This window comes from Streptomyces sp. S.PNR 29, from assembly GCF_030386795.1.
In the GTDB taxonomy this organism is placed as follows: Bacteria; Actinomycetota; Actinomycetes; order Streptomycetales; family Streptomycetaceae; genus Streptomyces.
On the sequence record NZ_JANUQM010000017.1, the window covers coordinates 66,495 to 85,287 of the forward strand.

The following is an 18,793-nucleotide window of genomic DNA, read 5'->3' on the forward strand; positions in this document are numbered from 1 at the left end:
ACCTGCGCCGACACCGGTGAGAACGCAGCATTCCTGCGCGAACACGCAGTGCTCGTTGCTTGTGGCCCGTCTCCGAGACTTCCTACCGTGGTGTCATCACACCGTCACACTCTGTAGGAAGCGGAGGAACCCCTCTGTGTCCGACTCCCGTGTGCCGCGCCGGCGGCGCTTCCTCGTCTGTGAACCCAGACACTTCGCCGTGCAGTACGCGATCAACCCCTGGATGCACCCCGACGCACCCGTCGACGTGGGCCGCGCCCAGGCTCAGTGGCAGGCGCTGATGCGTGCCTACCGCGCCCACGGCCATACCGTGGAGACCGTGGAACCGGTCCCCGGTCTGCCGGACATGGTCTTCGCCGCCAACGCGGCGGTCGTGGTCGAGGGCCGCGTCTTCGGCTCCCTCTTCCACGCGCCGGAGCGCCGCCCCGAGTCCCTGCCGTACGAGGCGTGGTTCAAGTCGGCGGGCTTCGACGTCTACCACCCCGAGTCGGTCTGCGAGGGCGAGGGCGACCTGGTGCCCACGGGCCGCTGGATCCTGGCCGGCACCGGGTTCCGCACCACCCGGGAGGCCCATCGCGAGGTGCAGGAGTTCTTCGGCGTCCCGGTGATCAGCCTGACTCTGGTGGACCCGTACTTCTACCACCTGGACACGGCGCTGTTCCCCCTCGACGAGGAGAACGTCGCCTACTACCCCGAGGCGTTCTCGCCCGGCAGCCGCGAGGTGCTCGCCCGGCTGTATCCGGACGCGGTGATCGCGACCGGCGAGGACGCGAGGGCGTTCGGGCTCAACTCCGTCTCCGACGGACGCCATGTCTTCATCTCACCGGGGGCGACCGCCCTCGCCGACCAGCTCGCCGACCGCGGCTACGTCCCCGTCCCCGTCGACCTGTCCGAGTTCCACAAGGCCGGCGGCGGCATCAAGTGCTGCACCCAGGAGATCCGCTCATGACCGCACCCGCTCACTCCCGCAGCTCGGCGGACCTCATCCGCGCCGAGGAGCCCGTACTCGCGCACAACTACCACCCGCTCCCCGTGGTCGTCTCCCGCGCCGAGGGCGCCTGGGTGGAGGACGTCGAGGGCCGCCGCTATCTGGACATGCTGGCCGGCTACTCGGCCCTGAACTTCGGCCACCGCCACCCCGCGCTGATCGAGGCCGCGCACCGCCAGCTGGACCGGCTCACCCTCACCTCCCGCGCCTTCCACAACGACCGCCTCGCCGAGTTCGCCGAGCGGCTGGCCGCGCTGACCGGCCTGGACATGGTGCTGCCCATGAACACCGGCGCCGAGGCCGTCGAGAGCGGCATCAAGGTGGCCCGCAAGTGGGCGTACGACGTCAAGGGCGTCCCGGCCGACCTGGCGACGATCGTGGTCGCGGCGGACAACTTCCACGGCCGTACGACGACGATCGTCAGCTTCTCCACGGACGAGACGGCCCGGTCCGGCTTCGGGCCCTTCACGCCCGGCTTCCGGATCGTGCCGTACAACGACCTGGCCGCGCTGGAGGCGGCGATCGACGACACCACGGCGGCCGTGCTCATCGAGCCCATCCAGGGCGAGGCGGGCGTGCTGATCCCGGACGACGGCTACCTCACCGGCGTACGGGAGCTGACCCGCCGCAAGGGGTGCCTGTTCGTCGCGGACGAGATCCAGTCGGGCCTCGGCCGCACCGGGCGCACGCTCGCCGTGGAGCACGAGTCGGTCGTCCCGGACGTGCTGCTGCTGGGCAAGGCGCTGGGCGGCGGCATCGTGCCGGTGTCCGCGGTGGTGGCCCGCCGGGAGGTGCTCGGCGTGCTCCGGCCGGGCGAGCACGGCTCGACGTTCGGCGGCAATCCCCTCGCGGCCGCGGTCGGCACGGCGGTGGTCGAACTGCTGGAGACGGGCGAGTTCCAGCGCCGGGCGGCCGAGTTGGGCGAGGTCCTGCGGGACGGCCTGGCGGCGCTGGCCGGCAAGGGTGTCGTCGGGTTCCGCGCGCGCGGGCTGTGGGCGGGCGTCGATGTCGATCCCGCCCTCGGCACCGGCCGTGAGGTCAGCGAGCGCCTCATGCGGGAGGGCATCCTCGTCAAGGACACCCATGGCTCCACGATCCGCCTGGCGCCGCCGCTGACGATCACCGGCGGGGAGCTCGAAGAGGCCCTCGGCACGCTGGAGAAGGTGCTCGCGCTCTGACGTCCATGCCTACGGAACCGCTCGGCACCCTGCCCGCCATCACCAGCGGGAGCTGAACGGACGCCCATGACACCGAGGCGGCACTCGCACACTCAGGTGCGTCTCTACGGAACGGCTCGGCTGCGGTCGAGCCGTTCCACGCGTTCGACGTTCCCCCGGTCCTCGGCGTCCTCGCTGGCCTGGCCGGCGAACCAGGCGTCGAGGATCTCCTTCAGCAGCGGCTCGGACGTCAGCCGCAGGCTGAGCGCCAGCACGTTGGCATCGTTCCAGCGGCGTGCCCCGTCCGCCGTGTACGCGTCCGTGCACAGGGCCGCCCGCACCCCGGGCACCTTGTTCGCGGCGATCGACGCGCCCGTGCCGGTCCAGCAGCACACCACGGCCTGGTCCGCCGTCCCGGCGGCCACCTCACGGGCCGCCGCCTCCGAGCACACCGCCCACTGGGGGTCCGCCCCGGGGTGCAGCGCCCCGTGGGTCAGCACATCGTGGCCGCGCCTGCGCAACTCGTCGACGAGGAGGCGGGCCACGGGTTCGTCCATGTCCGAGGAAACGGCGATCCGCATGCTCAGGAGCCTACTCACCGGACCCTCATCGGACGAGCCGGGAGCCTCCGCATGCCGGTGCGGTTCCGGGCGGCTGCGTCGGGATCTACACTGGCACCCCACGGCATGCCGGTTGACCTGGGCCTCGAACGCGGCGGTTGAGCCTGCCCCGGCAGAGTGAGGAGCGCCCCCCTTGTTCTACTACCTGCTCAAATACGTGCTGCTGGGCCCGCTGCTGAGACTGCTCTTCCGACCTCGGATCGAGGGGCTGGAGCATGTGCCGTCGACGGGAGCGGCCATCGTCGCCGGCAACCATCTGTCGTTCTCGGACCACTTCCTGATGCCCGCGGTCCTCAAACGGCGTATCACCTTCCTCGCGAAGGCGGAGTACTTCACGGGCCCCGGCATCAAGGGCCGGCTGACCGCCTTCTTCTTCCACAGCGCCGGGCAGATCCCGGTCGACCGCTCCGGCAAGGAGGCGGGCCAGGCCGCCATCCGCGAGGGGCTCGGCGTGCTCAGCAAGGGCGAGCTGCTCGGCATCTATCCCGAGGGCACGCGCTCGCACGACGGCCGGCTCTACAAGGGCAAGGTCGGCGTCGCGGTGATGGCGCTGAAGGCCGGGGTACCGGTCATCCCCTGCGCGATGATCGGTACGTTCGAGGCGCAGCCGCCGGGCAAGGTCATTCCGAACATCCACCCCGTGGTGATCCGCTTCGGTGAGCCCCTCGACTTCTCCCGCTACGCCGGGATGGAGAACGAGAAGGCCGTCCTGCGCGCGGTCACCGACGAGATCATGTACGCGATCCTGTCGCTGTCCCAGCAGGAGTACGTCGACGAGTACGCGGCCGTGGTGAAGGCGGCGGAGGCTGCCGACAAGGAGCGCAAGTTCCCGCGGATGCCGCTCAGCTGAGCTCTGCTGAGAGCCGAGCGACCTGGTTCGAGGGCTCGTCGACCCGTACGGTCGCCCCATGAAACGAGCGGTGGTGATCGGAGCGACGGGCCAGATCGGACGCCCTGCCGTGCACGCGCTGGCGGGGGACGGCTGGCAGGTGACCGCCACGTCACGGGGCGGTGGCCGGGACGCGTCGTGGCCCGAGGACGTGCGGGCGGTGCGGCTGGACCGGGAGGACGACGCGGCGCTGGCCGCGGTGATCGGCGACGGCTGCGACCTGGTCGTCGACATGGTGGCCTACGGGGCCCGGCACGCGCGGCAGTTGACCGCGCTCGCCGATCGGATCGGCTCGGCGGTGGTGATCTCCACGGTCTCGGTGTACGAGGACGGCAAGGGCCGGAACTTCGACACGATGGCGGACCCGGGCGGGCATCCCGAGTACCCGGTGCCCATCCCCGAGAGCCAGCCGACGGTCGCGGCCGGCGACGCCACGTACAGCACGCGCAAGGCCGCGCTGGAACACGAACTCCTCGCGGCCGGCGTGCGCTTGCCGACGACGCTGCTGCGCGCCGGCGCGGTGCACGGGCCGTACAGCCCGATCCCCCGCGAGCTGTACTTCGTGAAACGCAATCTCGACGGCCGGGGCAGGCGCGTCCTCGCGTTCGGCGGTCAGAGCCGGTTCCACGGGGCGAGCGCGCGCAACATCGCGGAGCTCGTCCGGCTGGCGGCGGCCCGGCCCGGCCCGCGGGTGCTCAACGCCTGTGACCCGGAGGCCTTGACGGTGGCCGAGATGGGCGCGGCGGTCGATGCGGTGATGGGCGTGCGCACGGAGACCGTGCTGCTGGACGGCCCTCCGCCCAGCCCTTCCGTAGGCAGGTCACCGTGGTCGGCGGAGCGTCCCGTTGTGTGCGACATGTCCGCCGCGGCACGGGAGCTGGGATACCGCCCGGTGGTGGGCTACGCCGAAAGCCTGCCGGAGACGGTCGCGTGGCTGGAGCGCCGACTGGAGGAGCAGGACTGGCGGGAGGCGTTTCCGACTCTGGCCGGGGTCTATCCGGATCTCTTCGACTATGCGGCGGAGGACGCCTGGTTCGGCGCGCTCGGCGCATGAGAAGGGGGCGGCAGGAGATCCTGCCGCCCCCTCCGGCTGTTCTACGGCTTCGGCGTGGCGTGCGGCGCGCACGTCACGTCGGCGCCGTCCAGCTTCCCGGTGAGCAGGTAGGCGTCCACCCGGTCGTTGACGCAGGGGTTGGCCAGGCTGGTGACGCCGTGGGAGCCCGCGTCCTTCTCGGTGATCAGGCGGGAGCCCTTGAACCGCTTGTGCAGTTCGACGGCGCCCCCGTACGGGGTGGCCGCGTCACGCTCGGACTGGACGATGAGCACGCCCGGCAGTCCCTTGCCGGTCCTGACGTTCAGCGGGGTCTGCTGCTTGACCGGCCAGGTGGCGCACGGAAGGTTCATCCACGCGTTGGCCCAGGTCATGAACGGGTAGTCCTGGTGGAGCCGCGTGTTGTCGCGGTCCCACTTCCGCCAGCTGGTGGGCCACTTGGCGTCAGTGCACTCGACGGCCGTGTAGACGGCGTTGCCGTTCTCGGAGGAGGCGTTGCCCGCGGTGTCGGACATGTCCGGGGCAGCCGCGTCGACGAGAGCCTGCGTGTCCCCCGCGACGTACTTGCTGAACACGGTGGCGACCGGCACCCAGGAGGAGTCGTAGTACGGGGCGCTCTGGAAGAAGGAGATCAGCTCGGCCGGGCCGACGACCCCGCCGATGGGGTTCTTCTTGGCGGTGGCGCGCAGTTCGAGCCACTTCGCCTGGACCTCGGCGCGGGTGTCGCCGAGGTGGAAGGTGGCGTCGTTCCTGGCGACCCAGTCCTGCCAGTCCTTCCAGCGGCCCTCGAAGGCGATGTCCTGGTCGAGGTTGGCCTCGTACCAGATCTTGTCCCGGGAGGGGTCGACGACGCTGTCGACGACCATGCGGCGCACGTGCCCCGGGAAGAGGGTGCCGTAGACCGCGCCGAGGTAGGTGCCGTAGGAGACGCCGAGGTAGTTGAGCTTTTTCTCCCCGAGCGCGGCACGGATGACGTCGAGGTCGCGCGCGGTGTTCGGCGTGGTCATGTGCGGCAGCATCTCGCCGCTGCGCTCGTAGCAGCCCTCGGCGTACTCGCGGGCCAGCTTGCGCTGGGCGCGCTTGTCGGCCTCGGAGTCGGGCACGGGGTCCATCTTCGGCGCCTTGACGTACTCCTGCGGGTCGGCACAGGAAATGGGCGCCGACTTGCCGACGCCGCGCGGGTCGAAGCCCACGAAGTCGTACGCCTTGGCCGTGTTGGCCCACACCGGGGCCTTGGTGGTGACCCGGCGAGGGAAACGCAGGCCGGAGCCGCCGGGGCCGCCGGGGTTGTAGATGAGCGCGCCCTGGCGCTCCGCCTTCGTTCCCGTGTTCCCGATCCGGTCGACGGCGAGCTTGATCTGCTTGCCGTTGGGCTTGGCGTAGTCGAGCGGCACGGTGACCCAGCCGCACTGGATCGGCTTCTCCAGGCCCCAGTCGGCGGGACAGTCCTGCCAGTCGATCCCGGCCTTCGCGGCCCGGGCGGCGGCGATGGTGGCGCCGAGCGCCTCGCGGTCCTGGCCGTGGCGAGCGGTGGTCGGGCTCGCGCTCGCCGAGGGTGCCGCGAAAGCGCCGGCTATGAGCGTCGCGGTGACGAGCGCACCGGCCGAACCGAGCGCCGTCGCCCTCCGCTTCAGTGTTCTCTTGGTCAAGAGGTTTCTCCCCGTACCTCGTTGCTATGGGTACGGGGATCTTCGCGGCTGTGCGTTCTCCGAGGACAGGGGCGACCGGACTTCTTTGCCAATCCGATAAACGGAGAGAGGCGTTCGGTCGGCGGACTTCAGCTCATCCCAGGATCACCAGGGCCTCGTCCAGCAGCCGCCGCAGCCGCAGGGCGTCCGACGCAACAGCGGTCACGAGCACGGCGGGCCCGGACAAGGGTACGGCTGCCGCCCCGTCACCCAGCACCCGCGCCACCGGCGGGAGGTCGGCGAACTCGGGTCGTACGACGACGAGTTGGCCAACTGCACGGTGCCCGGCCAGCACAGCCGGCCCGTCCCATCCACCTGGCGCCCCGGGCCCACAGGCCAGTTCCTGGTCGAGGACGCACCGCCCGGCGATCCGCACGGTCAGACGGCTGACGAGCCGTCCCGGTTCCTCGCCGGCCCGCCCGAGCACCTGCTCCTCGCGCAGCACGAGCCGTGCCGACGCGCCGAGCTCCACGCGCGTGGAGACGTGCAGATCGCTGTCCCGGGCGGAGATCAACTGCTCGGGCAGCCAGTGCAGTTCGCCCCCGTCGGCCACGGTGATCCGTACGTCGTAGCGGGCCTCGCCCTTGGCCTGTCCCGGCAGTGCGATGGTGGCGGCGGCCGAACCGACCCGCAGCCGGGCCCCGTCCTCCACCTCGGTGTGCACCGCGAAGTGATCCCCGCCGAGCGGCCCGCTCATCGCTCCGACGAGCATGACCCGCGCCTCGGCGCCACTCCCCCGGGTCCGCCGCAGCGCGAGCGGGCCGTCGCCCTCCAGTTCGGGCAGGCAGGTACCGCCCCGGCCGTCGTTCCGAGCGCGCATCCTGGCGACGGCCCGCACCCCGCCGGCGTTCATGCCGTCCACGCGGCGAGCCGCGCCCGCACCCACTCGGCGACGTCCTTCACGCCGCGCTCGCTCCTCAGCGACTGGAAGACGACCGGCAGTTCCGCGCGCTGCGCCTTGGCATCGGCCGCCATCCGCGCGAGGTCGGAGCCGACGTACGGTGCGAGGTCGGTCTTGTTCACGACGAGCAGGTCTGCGGTGGTGACGCCGGGTCCGCCCTTGCGGGGGATGTCATCGCCGCCGGCGACGTCGATCACGAAAATCTGAGCGTCGACGAGACCTTTGGAGAAGGTGGCGGTCAGGTTGTCCCCGCCCGACTCGACGAGGATCAGGTCAAGGGGCCCGACCTCGTCCTCCAGATCCTCCACCGCTTCGAGATTGGCGGAGATGTCGTCCCGGATCGCGGTGTGCGGACACGCCCCCGTCTCCACGGCGGTGATCCGCTCCGGCGGCAACACGGCCTCACGCAGCAGGAACTCGGCGTCCTCGCGTGTGTAGATGTCGTTGGTCACGACAGCCAGCGACAACTCGTCACGCAACGCCCGGCAGAGCGCGGCAACGGTGGCGGTCTTACCGGAACCAACGGGCCCACCGAGCCCGATACGCAACGCCCGACGCGTGCCATCGGGACGGCGAGCATCGGCGCCGAGGGCGGCGGGGCCGTCGTGAGAGTGATCGAGGTGCATGGGATACGGCTCCTGTTGTCCTTCTGATGTGCCTGTGCCGGTCGGCTTTAGGGGGTGCCGGGTCGGTTTGCCGCTGTACGGTGCCTGTGCGGTTCGCCGTCGCGCTGGTCTCTGTCCATTCCCTCTCCCACCCGGTCGGGCTCAACGAGCCCGACCGGGTGGCGTTTGAGGAGGGGACGGTTCAGTCCGGCGGGGGTCCAGGGGCGGAGACCCCTGACGGGGTGCAGGGGCGAAGCCCGCCGGCGAGGTACAAGGGCGAAGCCCCGCGGGTGGGGCCCAGGGGCGAAGCCCCGCGGGTGGGGCCCAGGGGCGCAGCCCCGCGCGGGTCCAAGGGCGAAGCCCGCCACCGAGCGCAGAAGCAGAACCCCCCGGCGAGGAACCAAGGCCAAAGCCCGCCGAGGGGTCCAGCGGCGAAGCTCCCGCCGGAGTCCAGAGGGCAGAGCCCCACCGGGGCCCAGGGGGCGGAGCCCCCGGTGGGGTTGAAGGGGCGTAGTCCTGCGCGGGTCCAAGGCCGAAGCCCGCCAGCGGGACGCAGGGGCGAAGCCCCGCGCGGGTCCAGCGGCGAAGCCCGCCGCCGAGCGCGGAAGCAGAACCCCCGGCGAGGAACCAAGACCGAAGCCCGCCGAGGGGTCCAGCGGCGAAGCTCCGGCCGGAGCCCAGAGGGCAGAGCCCCACGGGGCCCAGGGGGCGGAGCCCCCGGTGGGGTTGAAGGGGCGGAGCCCCTGGGGATGGGAATGGGTAGGGGCGGCGGGGGCGAGGCACCCTAGGACGCGAACAGACGTACGGGCCAAGCGGCATGCACCTCCGCACTGATCTCCAGCAACGGCGCAGAAGCCGCAGGCAGCGCGTCGACTCCCTCACCGACCACCCTCCGCCCCGCCTCGACCGCCTGATCCGCGACACGGTCCAGCTCCGGCGCCAACCGAGCCAGCACCGCCGTGGCGTCAAAGGGATCCAGACTCAACAACCGCACCGTCGCAGTCGCCGGCCCGCTCACACTCTCGTACGCCGCACAGTACGCCGCATCCACGGCCCCCAGCCCCGCGGCCCGAGCCGCGACCCCCAGCACCACCGGCTGGTGCGCCCCCTTGGGGAACTGCCGCGCCACGGCGTCCAGTTCCCCGGACGGCCACGTCGCACGAGCGGCCCGCATCAGCTGCCGCCCCAACCTCCGCGCCGCCCCCCGCAACGCGGGCGACGGCGTCCGCGCATCGGCCGCCGCGTCCAGCTCCACGGGGTCGACGCCCAGCGCCGCCGCCGCGGCCAGCGAGGCCGCCACCAGTCCCGCCGTATGCAACCGCCCCCGGCAGAACTCCTCCAGACTCGCCGCCCCGGTGACCCGCCCGGCCTTGACGGCCGCCTCGGCCCCGCCGGAGTGCGCATGCCCCCCGGCGGGAAAGCGGCCGTCGGCCAGGACGAGAAGCGCTGCTCGTGACATCACCACCGTGCCCTCAGAACAGGAAGTACCGCTGGGCCATCGGCAGTTCGGCAGCCGGAGTCGCCTCGACCAGCTCCCCGTCGATGTGCACGGCGAAGCTGTCGGGATCCACCCGCACCTCGGGCCGCGCGTCGTTCTCCCGCATGTCGGCCTTGGTGACACCCCGCGTCGACTCGATCGCCACGAACCGCTTACCGAGCCGCAGCCGCTCCGGCAGCCCGTCCTCGATCGCCGACGGGGCAACGAAATTGAACGAATTCGACGCCGGCGCCCGCCCGATCGCCCCGTACATCGGGCGCGGCAGGATCGGCTGCGGCGTCGGGATGGAGGCGTTGGCGTCACCCATCTGCGCGTACGCGATCTGCCCGCCCTTGAGGACGAGCTGCGGCTTGACCCCGAAGAACGCCGGCTCCCACAGCACCAGGTCGGCCAGCTTGCCGCTCTCGACGGAGCCGATCTCCCGAGCCAGCCCCTGCGCCAGCGCCGGGTTGATCGTGTACTTGGCGACATAGCGACGCACCCGGCGGTTGTCCGCCCGCCCGTCCCCCGGCAGTGCCCCGCGCCGCCGCTTCATCACATGGGCCGTCTGCCAGGTCCGCATGATGACCTCGCCCACGCGCCCCATCGCCTGGGAGTCCGACGAGATGATGGAGATCGCGCCCAGATCATGCAGGATGTCCTCGGCCCCGATGGTCGACGGCCGGATCCGCGACTCGGCGAACGCCAGATCCTCCGGCACGGCGGGGTTCAGGTGGTGGCACACCATCAGCATGTCGAGGTGTTCCTCGGCGGTGTTGACGGTGAACGGCCGGGTCGGGTTGGTCGAGCTGGGCAGCACGTGCGGCTCGGACACCACGGTCATGATGTCCGGCGCGTGCCCGCCGCCCGCACCCTCGGTGTGGTACGCGTGAATGCCGCGCCCGGCGATCGCGGCGAGCGTGTCCCCCACGAACCCGGCCTCGTTCAGCGTGTCCGTGTGGATGGCGACCTGGATGCCGGTCTGCCCGGCGACGGTCAGCGCGGCGTCGATGACGGCCGGGGTCGATCCCCAGTCCTCGTGCAGCTTCAGACCCAGCGCACCGCCCCGGATCTGCGACAGCATCGCCTCGTGCGAAACGGTGTTGCCCTTGCCGAGCAGACCGATGTTGAGCGGATAGGCCTCCATCGCCTCCAGCATCCGCGCCAGATGCCAGGGGCCGGGCGTCACGGTCGTCGCCTTCGAGCCCTCCGCCGGACCGGTACCGCCACCGACCAGCGTCGTGATGCCCGCCGACAGCGCCTCGTCGGCGATCTGCGGACAGATGAAGTGCACGTGCGCGTCGATGGCACCGGCCGTCAGGATCCGCCCGTTGCCGGCGATGACCTCCGTCTCCGGCCCGATGACCAGGTCCGGGTGCACGCCGTCCATGGTGTCGGGGTTGCCCGCCTTGCCGATGCCGGTGATCCGGCCGTCGCGGATGCCGACGTCGGCCTTCACGACACCCCAGTGGTCGACGATCACCGCGCCGGTGATGACGGTGTCCGGTGTGCCGTCCGCGCGCGTGGCGCGCGACTGGCCCATCGACTCGCGGATGACCTTGCCGCCGCCGAAGACGGCCTCGTCCCCGGCGAGCCCGGGTCCGCCGGAACGATCCTCCTCGATCTCGACCAGCAGGTCGGTGTCGGCGAGCCGGATCCGGTCGCCGGTGGTGGGCCCGAACAGGTCGGCGTACGCGGCGCGTGAGATCTCAGGCATCGAGGGCACCTCCGGTCTCCCCGCGCAGCCCGGGCACGAACCGGGCACCGGTGAGGGGGACGAGTTCGACGTCGACGGGGATCCCGGGCTCGAAGCGCACGGCCGTGCCGGCGGCGATATTGAGCCGCTTGCCGCGCGCCGCGGCGCGGTCGAACTCCAGACCGGGGTTGGCCTCGGCGAAGTGGTAGTGGGAGCCGACCTGGACGGGCCGGTCGGCGGCGTTGAGGACGGTCACTCGGGTGATCTCGCGGCCCTCGTTGTAGGCAATCGGCCCGTCGGCGAAGAGGATCTCACCGGGAATCATCAGGCTCCCTCAGACGATCGGGTCGTGGACGGTGACGAGCTTGGTGCCGTCCGGGAAGGTCGCCTCGACCTGGACGTCGTGGATCATCTCGGGGACGCCTTCCATGACGTCGTCCCTGGTGAGCAGCTTGCGCCCGGAGGCCATGAGCTCGGCGACGGTACGGCCGTCACGCGCACCTTCGAGGATGTGCGACGTGATGAGGGCGACCGCCTCGGGGTGGTTGAGCTTCAGCCCGCGGGCCCGGCGCTTCTCGGCGACGTCGGCCGCCACGTGGATGAGCAGCCTCTCTTGCTCGTGCGGGGTCAGTTGCACGTCCCACCTCACAGTCCTCGCTCCGGACCGTGCGGGGTCCGGTTGCCGCAGCCCCGGGCCGACGTCCCTGGTGGCGTGGATCGGCAGGCTAGTTGGACCGGGTTTCGGGCACGTTAACCGAGCTGTGATCCATTCAGTCCCTCGCCTCGGGGAGCACCCCCCTCGAAAACGAGTACACGGCGGCGCGGCACCGACCGATCATGTCGGTATGACCGATCAGCCGGCGATCAGTACCTTGACCTTGCAGCACCGGATCCCCGACGACTGGGCGGCGGACCCCTGGGCCGAGGTGCGGCCCCTGATCGACGGCGTGGACGTGCTGAAGGAGGTCCACCCGGAAGGGGTGGCACCCAGCTGCCGGCACTGGACGGGCCCGGCCGAGAGCCGGCCGCTGGCGGTCACCGAGGAACCCCGCAGGGTCATGATCACCGAGCCGGTGTGCACCGCCGGCTGCTGCGGCGCCCTGTACGTCACCATGCGCCGCGAGGGCGATCGGGTGATCTGGGACTCCTGGGAGAACACCAGCGACATCGCTGCGCCCGTGCCCGCGGCTTTCCACTTCGACACCGCCCAGTACGAGGCCGAACTCGCGCGGGCCGCGGGGGACCGCAGTTGGGAGGAGCCGGTCGACACGGCCGCCCGGCTCCTCCAGCAGACCCTCGCGGACAGCGGCTGGTTCGAGCGGTGGGGATGCGTCCTCACGAGTGTCTCGCCACGCCGCGAGGAGCCCGGCCTCCCCGAGGAGCTCCGGATCGCCGAGGGCGTCGACGTCGTGTTCCACCAGGTCCAGGGGCCGGGCGGGCGCACGGACTTCTACCGGTACGAGTTGTTCGTAACCCCCGACCGGCCCGTGGAAGAGCAGGTACGACAGCTCGCGGCGCGCATCCTGGGGGACGACCCCCGCAAGACCGCTGAGCCTTGGTGAGGCTCCGGGCCGGCCACCGCCCTCACGGAGCCGCGTCCGGGAACGGATGACCGGGGGCCCTGTGCCTCTCCCGTCGCCGCACTAGGAGTGCGTCGGGCCCCGGTGTTCCGCCGCGATCCCGAAGCGCTGCCGTTCGCGAGGAGCGGACGCGACCTCGCGGACGCTGGAGACCGCGCTGATCACCTGCTCCTCCGCAGCCTCCTTCGACTCCTCCAGCTGGTCGAGTCGTTCCAGGTCAGCGGCGGACACGAGGGCGACAAGGGGCTTGCCGTGGCGGGTCACGACGACGCGCTCACCGCCGTACACCACGCGGTTGATCAGGTCGGCGAGCTCAGCCCTGGCTTGCGTCACCGGAATCTCGTAGGCCATATCCCCATCATAACGTCACGTACGTCCTGTACATTTTTTACAGACAGCGCTCTCCGAGGAGGGGTACCAGCCATGGCCATGACCCGACCGTCCGCCCGTTACGTCCTGCCCGAGTTCACCGAACGCACCAGCTTCGGCACCCGCTCCATGGATCCGTACTCCAAGCTGCTGGAGGAGCGGATCGTCTTCCTCGGGACGCAGATCGACGACACCTCGGCGAACGACGTCATGGCGCAGTTCATGTACCTGGAGCACCAGGACCCGGACCGCGACATCTCGCTGTACATCAACTCGCCCGGCGGATCGTTCAGCGCGATGACGGCGATCTACGACACGATGCAGTACGTCACCTGCGACGTGGAGACGACCTGCCTGGGCCAGGCCGGCTCGTCCGCCGCGGTGCTGCTGGCGGCGGGCGCGCCCGGCAAGCGTGCCGTACTGCCGGGTGCCCGGGTGGTGATCCACCAGCCGGCGCTGACCGAGCCGGTGCAGGGGCAGGCCAGCGATCTGGCCATCCAGGCCGACGAGCTGACGCGCGTTCGGGCCCTCCTGGAGGACCTGCTCGTACGGCACACGGGACGGACGCCACAGCAGGTCAGCGCGGACATCGAGCGGGACAAGATCCTGGACGCGCGGGGAGCGCTGGACTACGGGCTGGCGGACCGGATCATCCCCAGCCGCAAGGCGTCGCGCCCCGCTCCCGGCACGAGGTGAACCGACGATGCTGCCACCGGAACTGCCGCCGCTGCCCGCCCTGACCCGGGCGGAGGCCGAGTTGATCGACCGTTACCTCGACGTGGTCGACCTGCTCGGCCGTATCAACCCGGCGCACCACGGGGACACCTACCGCGGACTGCGCGCCGCACAGGCGCTGGTCGGCAAGGCGACCGCCCTGCGTGACGCGCTGACGCTGATGCACAACCGCGGCGAGAACGAGCTGCACGCCCCGACCCTGGCGCGGGCGCTGCGCGTGCTGGACGGTGAGCGCCGCACGGCGCGTGTCACCCTGCCACCGCGCTCCGACAGTTGAGTCACACCGCATCCGGTCCGGGCCGCCCGTCCGGCGACGGCGCGTCCCGGACCTGAGTTGAAACGGGCTGAACGACGTACCTCCTTTCGGCGTAGACGGAGATCCTGTTTCGGGGCCGCCACGGTTGCGCAAACCCCGCACCCGGAGGGCGGAATGGGGCATTCCATCCCTGGTCCGGGGGTGTTCGGCCCTCTTGACACCGTCCCGAACGTACGGGTGTCCACCCGAACGGGCGAGTGGTGAGTAACAACACAAATCCCCGGTTCCGTTGGGATTTTCGGACATCCATGCGCCAAGATCCGTGTCTGACGACAAGCCCCCGCCACCGCGGCGGGGCGGTCCGGGCGGACGCCGAGTCCTGCCGCCGCCCGGATGACCGGTCGACAGGAGTGGATCGGCAGGAGTGGAGGACCCAAGCACGACGGGTCGCCGGAACGACCGACTCCGCACAGGAGGCGCCGGACCGAGCAGCCCTTGGGGTGAAGCCGCGTCAGCGGCCGGGCAACTTCGCCAGCCCGAATCCGACAGGTCATCCTTCACAGGCGGCTGACGAAGGGTTGCGCATGACTGCGCTCAATCGTGTCCCGTCGCTGATGGCCCGGGCCGGTACGGCCTCGGCCCTGACCATCGCCGCCGTGGGCGGCTCGATCGTGGTCCCGGGTGTCGCCTCCGAAGCATCGGCGGCCACCCCGGCAACGAAGGCACTTCAGGTCGCGGCCTCCAAGAAGGGCTCCCCGTACAAGTGGGGCGCCACCGGACCGAACAGGTTCGACTGCTCCGGGCTGACGCTGTACTCGTTCAAGAAAGCGGGCAAGAAGCTGCCCCGCACGGCGGCCCAGCAGTACAACAAGACGCGCCACATCTCCGCCAAGAGCCGCAAGGCCGGAGACCTGGTGTTCTTCCACTCGGGCAGCAACGTCTACCACGTCGGTATCTACGCGGGTAAAGGCAAGATCTGGCACGCCCCGAAGTCCGGGGACGTGGTGAAGCTGCAGAAGCTCTGGACCAAGAGCGTCTGGTACGGCCGGGTCAGCTGACCCTTCCCAAGGGGGTGCCGACGCATCGGGACGCCGGCACCCCCTTGGGCCTCCCCGGTTGCGCCCTGGCGTGACATGGGCTCAAGTGGTTACCCGTACGGCATGGCCGACCATCGTCCGTGCACCGCTCGCAACGAGACACCGCTGGAGCGCGCCGACCGCAACTTCGGCGAGCTGCTCCAGGAGCTGCGCGTCACCCAGACCGGGGTGCAGATCCTCTTCGCCTTCCTGCTGTCCCTGGCCTTCACCCAGCGCTTCGAGGACCTCGACACGGTCCAGCGAGCCACGTACGTGACCACGCTGCTGCTCGCGGTCCTCGCCGCGGCGCTCTTCACGGCGCCGGCCGCCCTGCACCGCTCGCTCTTCCAGAAGGGCGCCAAGCCCCGCATCGTGCAGGTCTCCTCACGGCTCGCCACGATCGGCATGGGCGTACTGGTGTTCGCGTTCACCGGATCGGTCATGCTCGTCGTGGACGTCACCACCGGCAGGGCCGGCGGGGTGGCCGCCGGTGCGGCGACCCTGTGCGTGTGCCTCGGGCTGTGGGGGCTGCTGCCCCGGCTGGTCCGGCGAGCGGGCCTCGCCGACGAGCGGGACACCGCCGTCAGGACGCCGGCGGTGACGATTCGAGGCACAGAGCCGCACCGCGAGCCGTCGGTGCGCTACCGGACGCCCTTGCCGGTGCGTGAGCGGGGATGAGCCCTAGGGCTCCTGCTGGCCCGCGGCCGTGACCGGCTCGGCCGGGACCGTCCACGGCAGTTCGATGGAGACGGTCTTGCCGCCTTCCCGGGTGGGGCGGATTCTCAGCCTGCCGCCGCACTCCGCGGTCAGCCAGCGGATGATCACCATGCCGCGGCCGTTGTCCTGCTGCACGGCGGCGGGCAGCCGCTTCGGAAAGCGCGGATGACTGTCGGTGACACCGATCCGCAGCTGCTCGTCCCGGTCGAGCTCGATGCCGACCGTGAACGTGGGTGACTGCCCGAAAGTGTGCTGGACGGCGTTGGTGGCGAGTTCGGAAACGATGAGCCGGATGGTGTCGGCCACTTCCGTGTCCGCCGGCAGGCCCCACTCCACGAGCGTGCCGACCACGTAGGTCCGGGCCGCGGAGACCGAGGCGGGATCGCTCGGCAGAGTGACGGATGCTTCCAGATGATCTGCCATGGCGACGTCGTCCCTTTCCCACGGGACCGCAGTCCGACACGGAGCCGGATGGTTCGAGTACGGTCCCGGACTGGTGCTTGGTCGCCAGAGTGCCATCATCACGCCGATGAAGGGCGGCGATCCACCAAGATATGCATATATCTGTCGCTCGAAGCGGTGAACTCTACGACCCGAGCACGTATTTGGGCGGCCCGGAAGGAGTAAAGGAGTAGCCCATGCAGCACGGTCCTGCGGTGCGCCGCCGGAAGCTGGGCGCGGAACTGCGTGCACTGCGCGCCGCAGCGGGACTCACCAGTGGTGAGGCGGCCCGGCTGGTGGGCTGGCACCAGTCGAAGGTGAGCCGGATCGAGACCGGCACGAGCGGGGTGAAACCGGCCGATGTCCGGTTACTCCTCGACGCCTATGGAGTGGGTGATCCCCAACTACGCGAACTGCTCCTGGTGTTGGCGGGTTCCGACGACATCGGCGGGCGGCACCACTGGTGGCACGCCTACCGCGGGGTGCTGCCGCCGACCTACCGGGATTTCATCAGTCTGGAGTCCCAGGCGAGCGCGATGCGCACGCTGGAGACCACCGTCGTCCCCGGGCTGCTGCAGACGTCAGAGTACGCCCGGGCGGTGACGCGGGCCGCGGTGGACGGGCTGTCGGAGGACCAGCTCGACGCGCTGGTGGAGGTGCGACTGGCCCGGCAGGACGTGCTCCGTACGGATCCACCGCTGAGGCTGAGCGCCGTTCTGGACGAGGCCGTGCTGCGCCGGGAGGTGGGCGGACCCGACGTCATGGCCTGTCAGCTGCGGCGACTGGTGGAGGCGGCACGTCTGCCCCAAGTGCGGTTGCAGGTTCTGCCGTTCGGTGCCGGGGCGCACATTGGCGTCACCGGCTCTTTCGTTATTTTCTCATTTTCGAGCACTTCCGATCTGGACGTGGTTGTTCTCGACCACTTGACGAGTAGCCTCTACCTCGAACGGAAAGAAGACCTGGAGGCCTACACCGAGGCCTTCAACACCCTTCGTATCCACGCCCTTTCGCCCGAGGACTCGTTGGATTACATCGCCGGGATCGCTGAGGGCGCGTAAGGAGGCACACCCCCCATGTCCGCACTGCCTCGTAACGTCCTTTCCTCCACCGATCTGCACGGCGTGCGATGGCTGCGCAGCAGCTACAGCACGGGAGCGAACAACTGCGTCGAGACCGCTCGGCCACAGACCGGTCCGTGGGCCGGGCTGCTCGCCGTGCGCGACTCCAAGGACCCGGCCGGACCCGCGCTGCTCTTCTCCGCCGAGAGCTGGGCGGGCTTCACGGCCGGGGTTCACCACATCTGATCAGTCCGGCCCAGCGCGACGCACGGCCGTGTCACGCCGACTCACGGTCGCGTTTCGCCGATCACCCGTACAGCGCGTTCCATCTGCTCCCCGGTCAGATCCGCGCGGGCGGTCAGCCTGAGCCGTGAGATGCCGTCGGGCACGGAAGGAGGACGGAAACAGCCCACGGACAGGCCCGCCGCACGGCAGTCCGCCGCCCACTGCACGGCCTCCTCCGGGGAGGGCGCACGCACGGAGACCACCGCGGCATCCGGACGTACCGCTTCCAGACCCGCGGTGGTCAGGCGTGCGTGCAGTTCGGCCGCCACCTCCCGCGCCCGTGCCGCCCGCCCGGGCTCGCGACGCAGCAGCCGCAGGGCCGCGAGAGCCGCGCCCGCCGCCGCGGGGGCGAGGCCCGTGTCGAAGATGAACGTCCGGGCCGCGTTGACCAGGTGCTCGATCACCCGGGCGGGGCCGAGCACGGCGCCGCCCTGGCTGCCGAGCGACTTGGAGAGCGTGACCGTCACGACGACGTCGCCGGCGCCCGCGAGTCCCGCCGCGTGCGGGGCGCCCCGGCCGCCGTCACCCAGCACGCCCAGGCCGTGGGCGTCGTCGACGACCAGCCCCGCGCCGTGCTCCCGGCACGCCTGGGCGAGCGCGGCGAGGGGTGCCGCGTCCCCGTCGACCGAGAAGACCGTGTCGGAGACGGCGACGGCGGGCCCGTCATGCGTCGTCAGTGCCTTGCGCACCGCGTCCGGGTCGGCGTGCGCGACGACCTGGGTGGTGCCGCGGGCCAGCCGGCAACCGTCGATCAGCGAGGCGTGGTTGCCCGCGTCGGAGACGATCAGCGAGCCGTGCGGCGCGAGCGCGGTGACCGCGGCCAGGTTGGCCGCGTACCCGGAGGAGAAGACGAGGGCCGCCTCGAAGCCGCAGAAACCGGCCAGTTCGCGTTCGAGTTCCCCGTGCAGTTCGGTGGTGCCGGTGACGAGCCGGGACCCGGTCGCGCCGCCGCCCCAGGTCCGCGCGGCCCGGGCGGCGCCTTCGACGACCTCGGGGTGGCGGGCCAGGCCCAGGTAGTCGTTGCTCGCGAGATCCAGCAGCGGTGAGTCGGCGGGCCGGGGGCGCAGGGTCCGTACGAGGCCGGCGCGGCGGCGCAGCTCCGCCTGCTCGTCGATCCAGCCGAACGCCATGGCTCCTCCGGGTTTTTGTAGGCAGTGCACAGACACTAGCGGCACGGTCGGCGGGGCACGGTGTGGCAATACCC

General features: G+C 70.9%; 22 protein-coding genes and 1 riboswitch. Of the genes, 11 read left to right on the forward strand and 11 right to left on the reverse strand.

Translation table 11 applies throughout. The features are described from left to right. The first annotated feature begins 136 nt into the window (after nt 1-136). Both ddaH and rocD read left to right on the forward strand, forming a co-directional pair. Nucleotides 137-949, forward strand: coding sequence for a dimethylargininase (ddaH, locus tag NW895_RS35400; protein WP_289940951.1), 813 nt, complete (start codon nt 137-139; stop codon nt 947-949). Further along, a complete protein-coding gene (gene rocD / locus NW895_RS35405; RefSeq protein ID WP_289940952.1) occupies nt 946-2,166 on the forward strand; it encodes an ornithine--oxo-acid transaminase in 1,221 nt (406 codons plus the stop codon). Before ddaH ends, rocD begins: the two co-directional genes overlap by 4 nt. A gap of 104 nt (nt 2,167-2,270) precedes the next feature. Here rocD and NW895_RS35410 read toward each other — a convergent pair whose 3' ends face one another. Continuing rightward, nucleotides 2,271-2,726, reverse strand: coding sequence for an RpiB/LacA/LacB family sugar-phosphate isomerase (locus NW895_RS35410; RefSeq protein WP_289940954.1), 456 nt, complete (start codon nt 2,724-2,726; stop codon nt 2,271-2,273). A gap of 172 nt (nt 2,727-2,898) precedes the next feature. On the opposite strand from NW895_RS35410, the gene NW895_RS35415 reads away from it, so the two are divergent. Together NW895_RS35415 and NW895_RS35420 are read left to right on the forward strand one after the other, a co-directional pair. Further along, the gene (locus NW895_RS35415; protein ID WP_289940955.1) at nt 2,899-3,615 is read left to right on the forward strand and encodes a lysophospholipid acyltransferase family protein; all 717 of its coding nucleotides are present in this window, start codon (nt 2,899-2,901) and stop codon (nt 3,613-3,615) included. Nucleotides 3,616-3,673: 58 nt separating this feature from the next. Then, on the forward strand, nt 3,674-4,708 hold the full coding sequence (locus NW895_RS35420) for an NAD-dependent epimerase/dehydratase family protein (protein ID WP_289940956.1): 1,035 nt from the start codon (nt 3,674-3,676) through the stop codon (nt 4,706-4,708). Nucleotides 4,709-4,749: 41 nt separating this feature from the next. On the opposite strand, the gene NW895_RS35425 is transcribed toward NW895_RS35420, so the two are convergent. The 7 genes from NW895_RS35425 to NW895_RS35455 form a co-directional block, all read right to left on the reverse strand. Further along, nucleotides 4,750-6,354, reverse strand: coding sequence for an alpha/beta hydrolase (locus NW895_RS35425; protein ID WP_289940958.1), 1,605 nt, complete (start codon nt 6,352-6,354; stop codon nt 4,750-4,752). A gap of 133 nt (nt 6,355-6,487) precedes the next feature. Next, the gene (locus NW895_RS35430) at nt 6,488-7,246 is read right to left on the reverse strand and encodes an urease accessory protein UreD (RefSeq protein WP_289941115.1); all 759 of its coding nucleotides are present in this window, start codon (nt 7,244-7,246) and stop codon (nt 6,488-6,490) included. Beyond that, nucleotides 7,243-7,920, reverse strand: a complete 678-nt coding sequence (gene ureG, locus NW895_RS35435; protein ID WP_289940959.1) for an urease accessory protein UreG — start codon at nt 7,918-7,920, stop codon at nt 7,243-7,245. The genes NW895_RS35430 and ureG overlap by 4 nt, the downstream gene beginning before the upstream one ends. 763 nt (nt 7,921-8,683) lie before the next feature. Beyond that, the gene (locus NW895_RS35440) at nt 8,684-9,358 is read right to left on the reverse strand and encodes an urease accessory UreF family protein (protein ID WP_289940960.1); all 675 of its coding nucleotides are present in this window, start codon (nt 9,356-9,358) and stop codon (nt 8,684-8,686) included. A gap of 13 nt (nt 9,359-9,371) precedes the next feature. After that, the gene (locus NW895_RS35445; protein WP_289940961.1) at nt 9,372-11,093 is read right to left on the reverse strand and encodes an urease subunit alpha; all 1,722 of its coding nucleotides are present in this window, start codon (nt 11,091-11,093) and stop codon (nt 9,372-9,374) included. Then, a complete protein-coding gene (locus tag NW895_RS35450; protein ID WP_289940963.1) occupies nt 11,086-11,397 on the reverse strand; it encodes an urease subunit beta in 312 nt (103 codons plus the stop codon). The genes NW895_RS35445 and NW895_RS35450 overlap by 8 nt, the downstream gene beginning before the upstream one ends. 9 nt (nt 11,398-11,406) lie before the next feature. Further along, complete coding sequence (locus tag NW895_RS35455) at nt 11,407-11,709, reverse strand: urease subunit gamma (protein ID WP_103838990.1); 303 nt, start codon at nt 11,707-11,709, stop codon at nt 11,407-11,409. Between the two features lie 208 nt (nt 11,710-11,917). Here NW895_RS35455 and NW895_RS35460 point away from each other — a divergent pair, with 208 nt between their 5' ends. Continuing rightward, nucleotides 11,918-12,634 (forward strand): hypothetical protein, encoded by a 717-nt coding sequence (locus NW895_RS35460; protein WP_289940966.1) that lies wholly within the window; start codon nt 11,918-11,920, stop codon nt 12,632-12,634. An 81-nt stretch (nt 12,635-12,715) separates the two neighbouring features. Here NW895_RS35460 and NW895_RS35465 read toward each other — a convergent pair whose 3' ends face one another. After that, complete coding sequence (locus NW895_RS35465) at nt 12,716-13,003, reverse strand: type II toxin-antitoxin system Phd/YefM family antitoxin (protein ID WP_289940967.1); 288 nt, start codon at nt 13,001-13,003, stop codon at nt 12,716-12,718. A 78-nt stretch (nt 13,004-13,081) separates the two neighbouring features. Here NW895_RS35465 and NW895_RS35470 point away from each other — a divergent pair, with 78 nt between their 5' ends. The 4 genes from NW895_RS35470 to NW895_RS35485 all read left to right on the forward strand — a co-directional run bounded on the left by NW895_RS35470 (nt 13,082) and on the right by NW895_RS35485 (nt 15,766). Next, entirely contained in the window at nt 13,082-13,717 is a 636-nt protein-coding gene (locus NW895_RS35470; protein WP_289941116.1) for an ATP-dependent Clp protease proteolytic subunit, read from the forward strand. Nucleotides 13,718-13,724: 7 nt separating this feature from the next. Then, on the forward strand, nt 13,725-14,033 hold the full coding sequence (locus NW895_RS35475; protein ID WP_289940969.1) for a hypothetical protein: 309 nt from the start codon (nt 13,725-13,727) through the stop codon (nt 14,031-14,033). Between the two features lie 426 nt (nt 14,034-14,459). After that, nucleotides 14,460-14,593, forward strand: a riboswitch (cyclic di-AMP (ydaO/yuaA leader). A 3-nt stretch (nt 14,594-14,596) separates the two neighbouring features. Then, on the forward strand, nt 14,597-15,070 hold the full coding sequence (locus NW895_RS35480) for a C40 family peptidase (RefSeq protein WP_289940970.1): 474 nt from the start codon (nt 14,597-14,599) through the stop codon (nt 15,068-15,070). Nucleotides 15,071-15,172: 102 nt separating this feature from the next. Next, nucleotides 15,173-15,766, forward strand: coding sequence for a DUF6328 family protein (locus NW895_RS35485; RefSeq protein ID WP_289940972.1), 594 nt, complete (start codon nt 15,173-15,175; stop codon nt 15,764-15,766). A 3-nt stretch (nt 15,767-15,769) separates the two neighbouring features. Here NW895_RS35485 and NW895_RS35490 read toward each other — a convergent pair whose 3' ends face one another. Further along, nucleotides 15,770-16,228: an ATP-binding protein gene (locus NW895_RS35490; protein ID WP_289940974.1), complete on the reverse strand. Its 459-nt coding sequence runs from the start codon at nt 16,226-16,228 to the stop codon at nt 15,770-15,772. Nucleotides 16,229-16,443: 215 nt separating this feature from the next. Here NW895_RS35490 and NW895_RS35495 point away from each other — a divergent pair, with 215 nt between their 5' ends. Both NW895_RS35495 and NW895_RS35500 read left to right on the forward strand, forming a co-directional pair. Further along, nucleotides 16,444-17,304 carry a helix-turn-helix transcriptional regulator gene (locus tag NW895_RS35495; protein WP_289940976.1) on the forward strand — a complete coding sequence of 287 codons (861 nt, stop codon included), beginning with the start codon at nt 16,444-16,446 and terminating at the stop codon, nt 17,302-17,304. A gap of 15 nt (nt 17,305-17,319) precedes the next feature. Continuing rightward, nucleotides 17,320-17,550: a DUF397 domain-containing protein gene (locus tag NW895_RS35500; protein ID WP_289940977.1), complete on the forward strand. Its 231-nt coding sequence runs from the start codon at nt 17,320-17,322 to the stop codon at nt 17,548-17,550. Nucleotides 17,551-17,591: 41 nt separating this feature from the next. Here the strand turns inward: NW895_RS35500 and NW895_RS35505 are convergent, their stop codons facing one another. Next, nucleotides 17,592-18,719 carry an 8-amino-7-oxononanoate synthase gene (locus NW895_RS35505; RefSeq protein ID WP_289940979.1) on the reverse strand — a complete coding sequence of 376 codons (1,128 nt, stop codon included), beginning with the start codon at nt 18,717-18,719 and terminating at the stop codon, nt 17,592-17,594. Between the last annotated feature and the right edge of the window lie 74 nt (nt 18,720-18,793).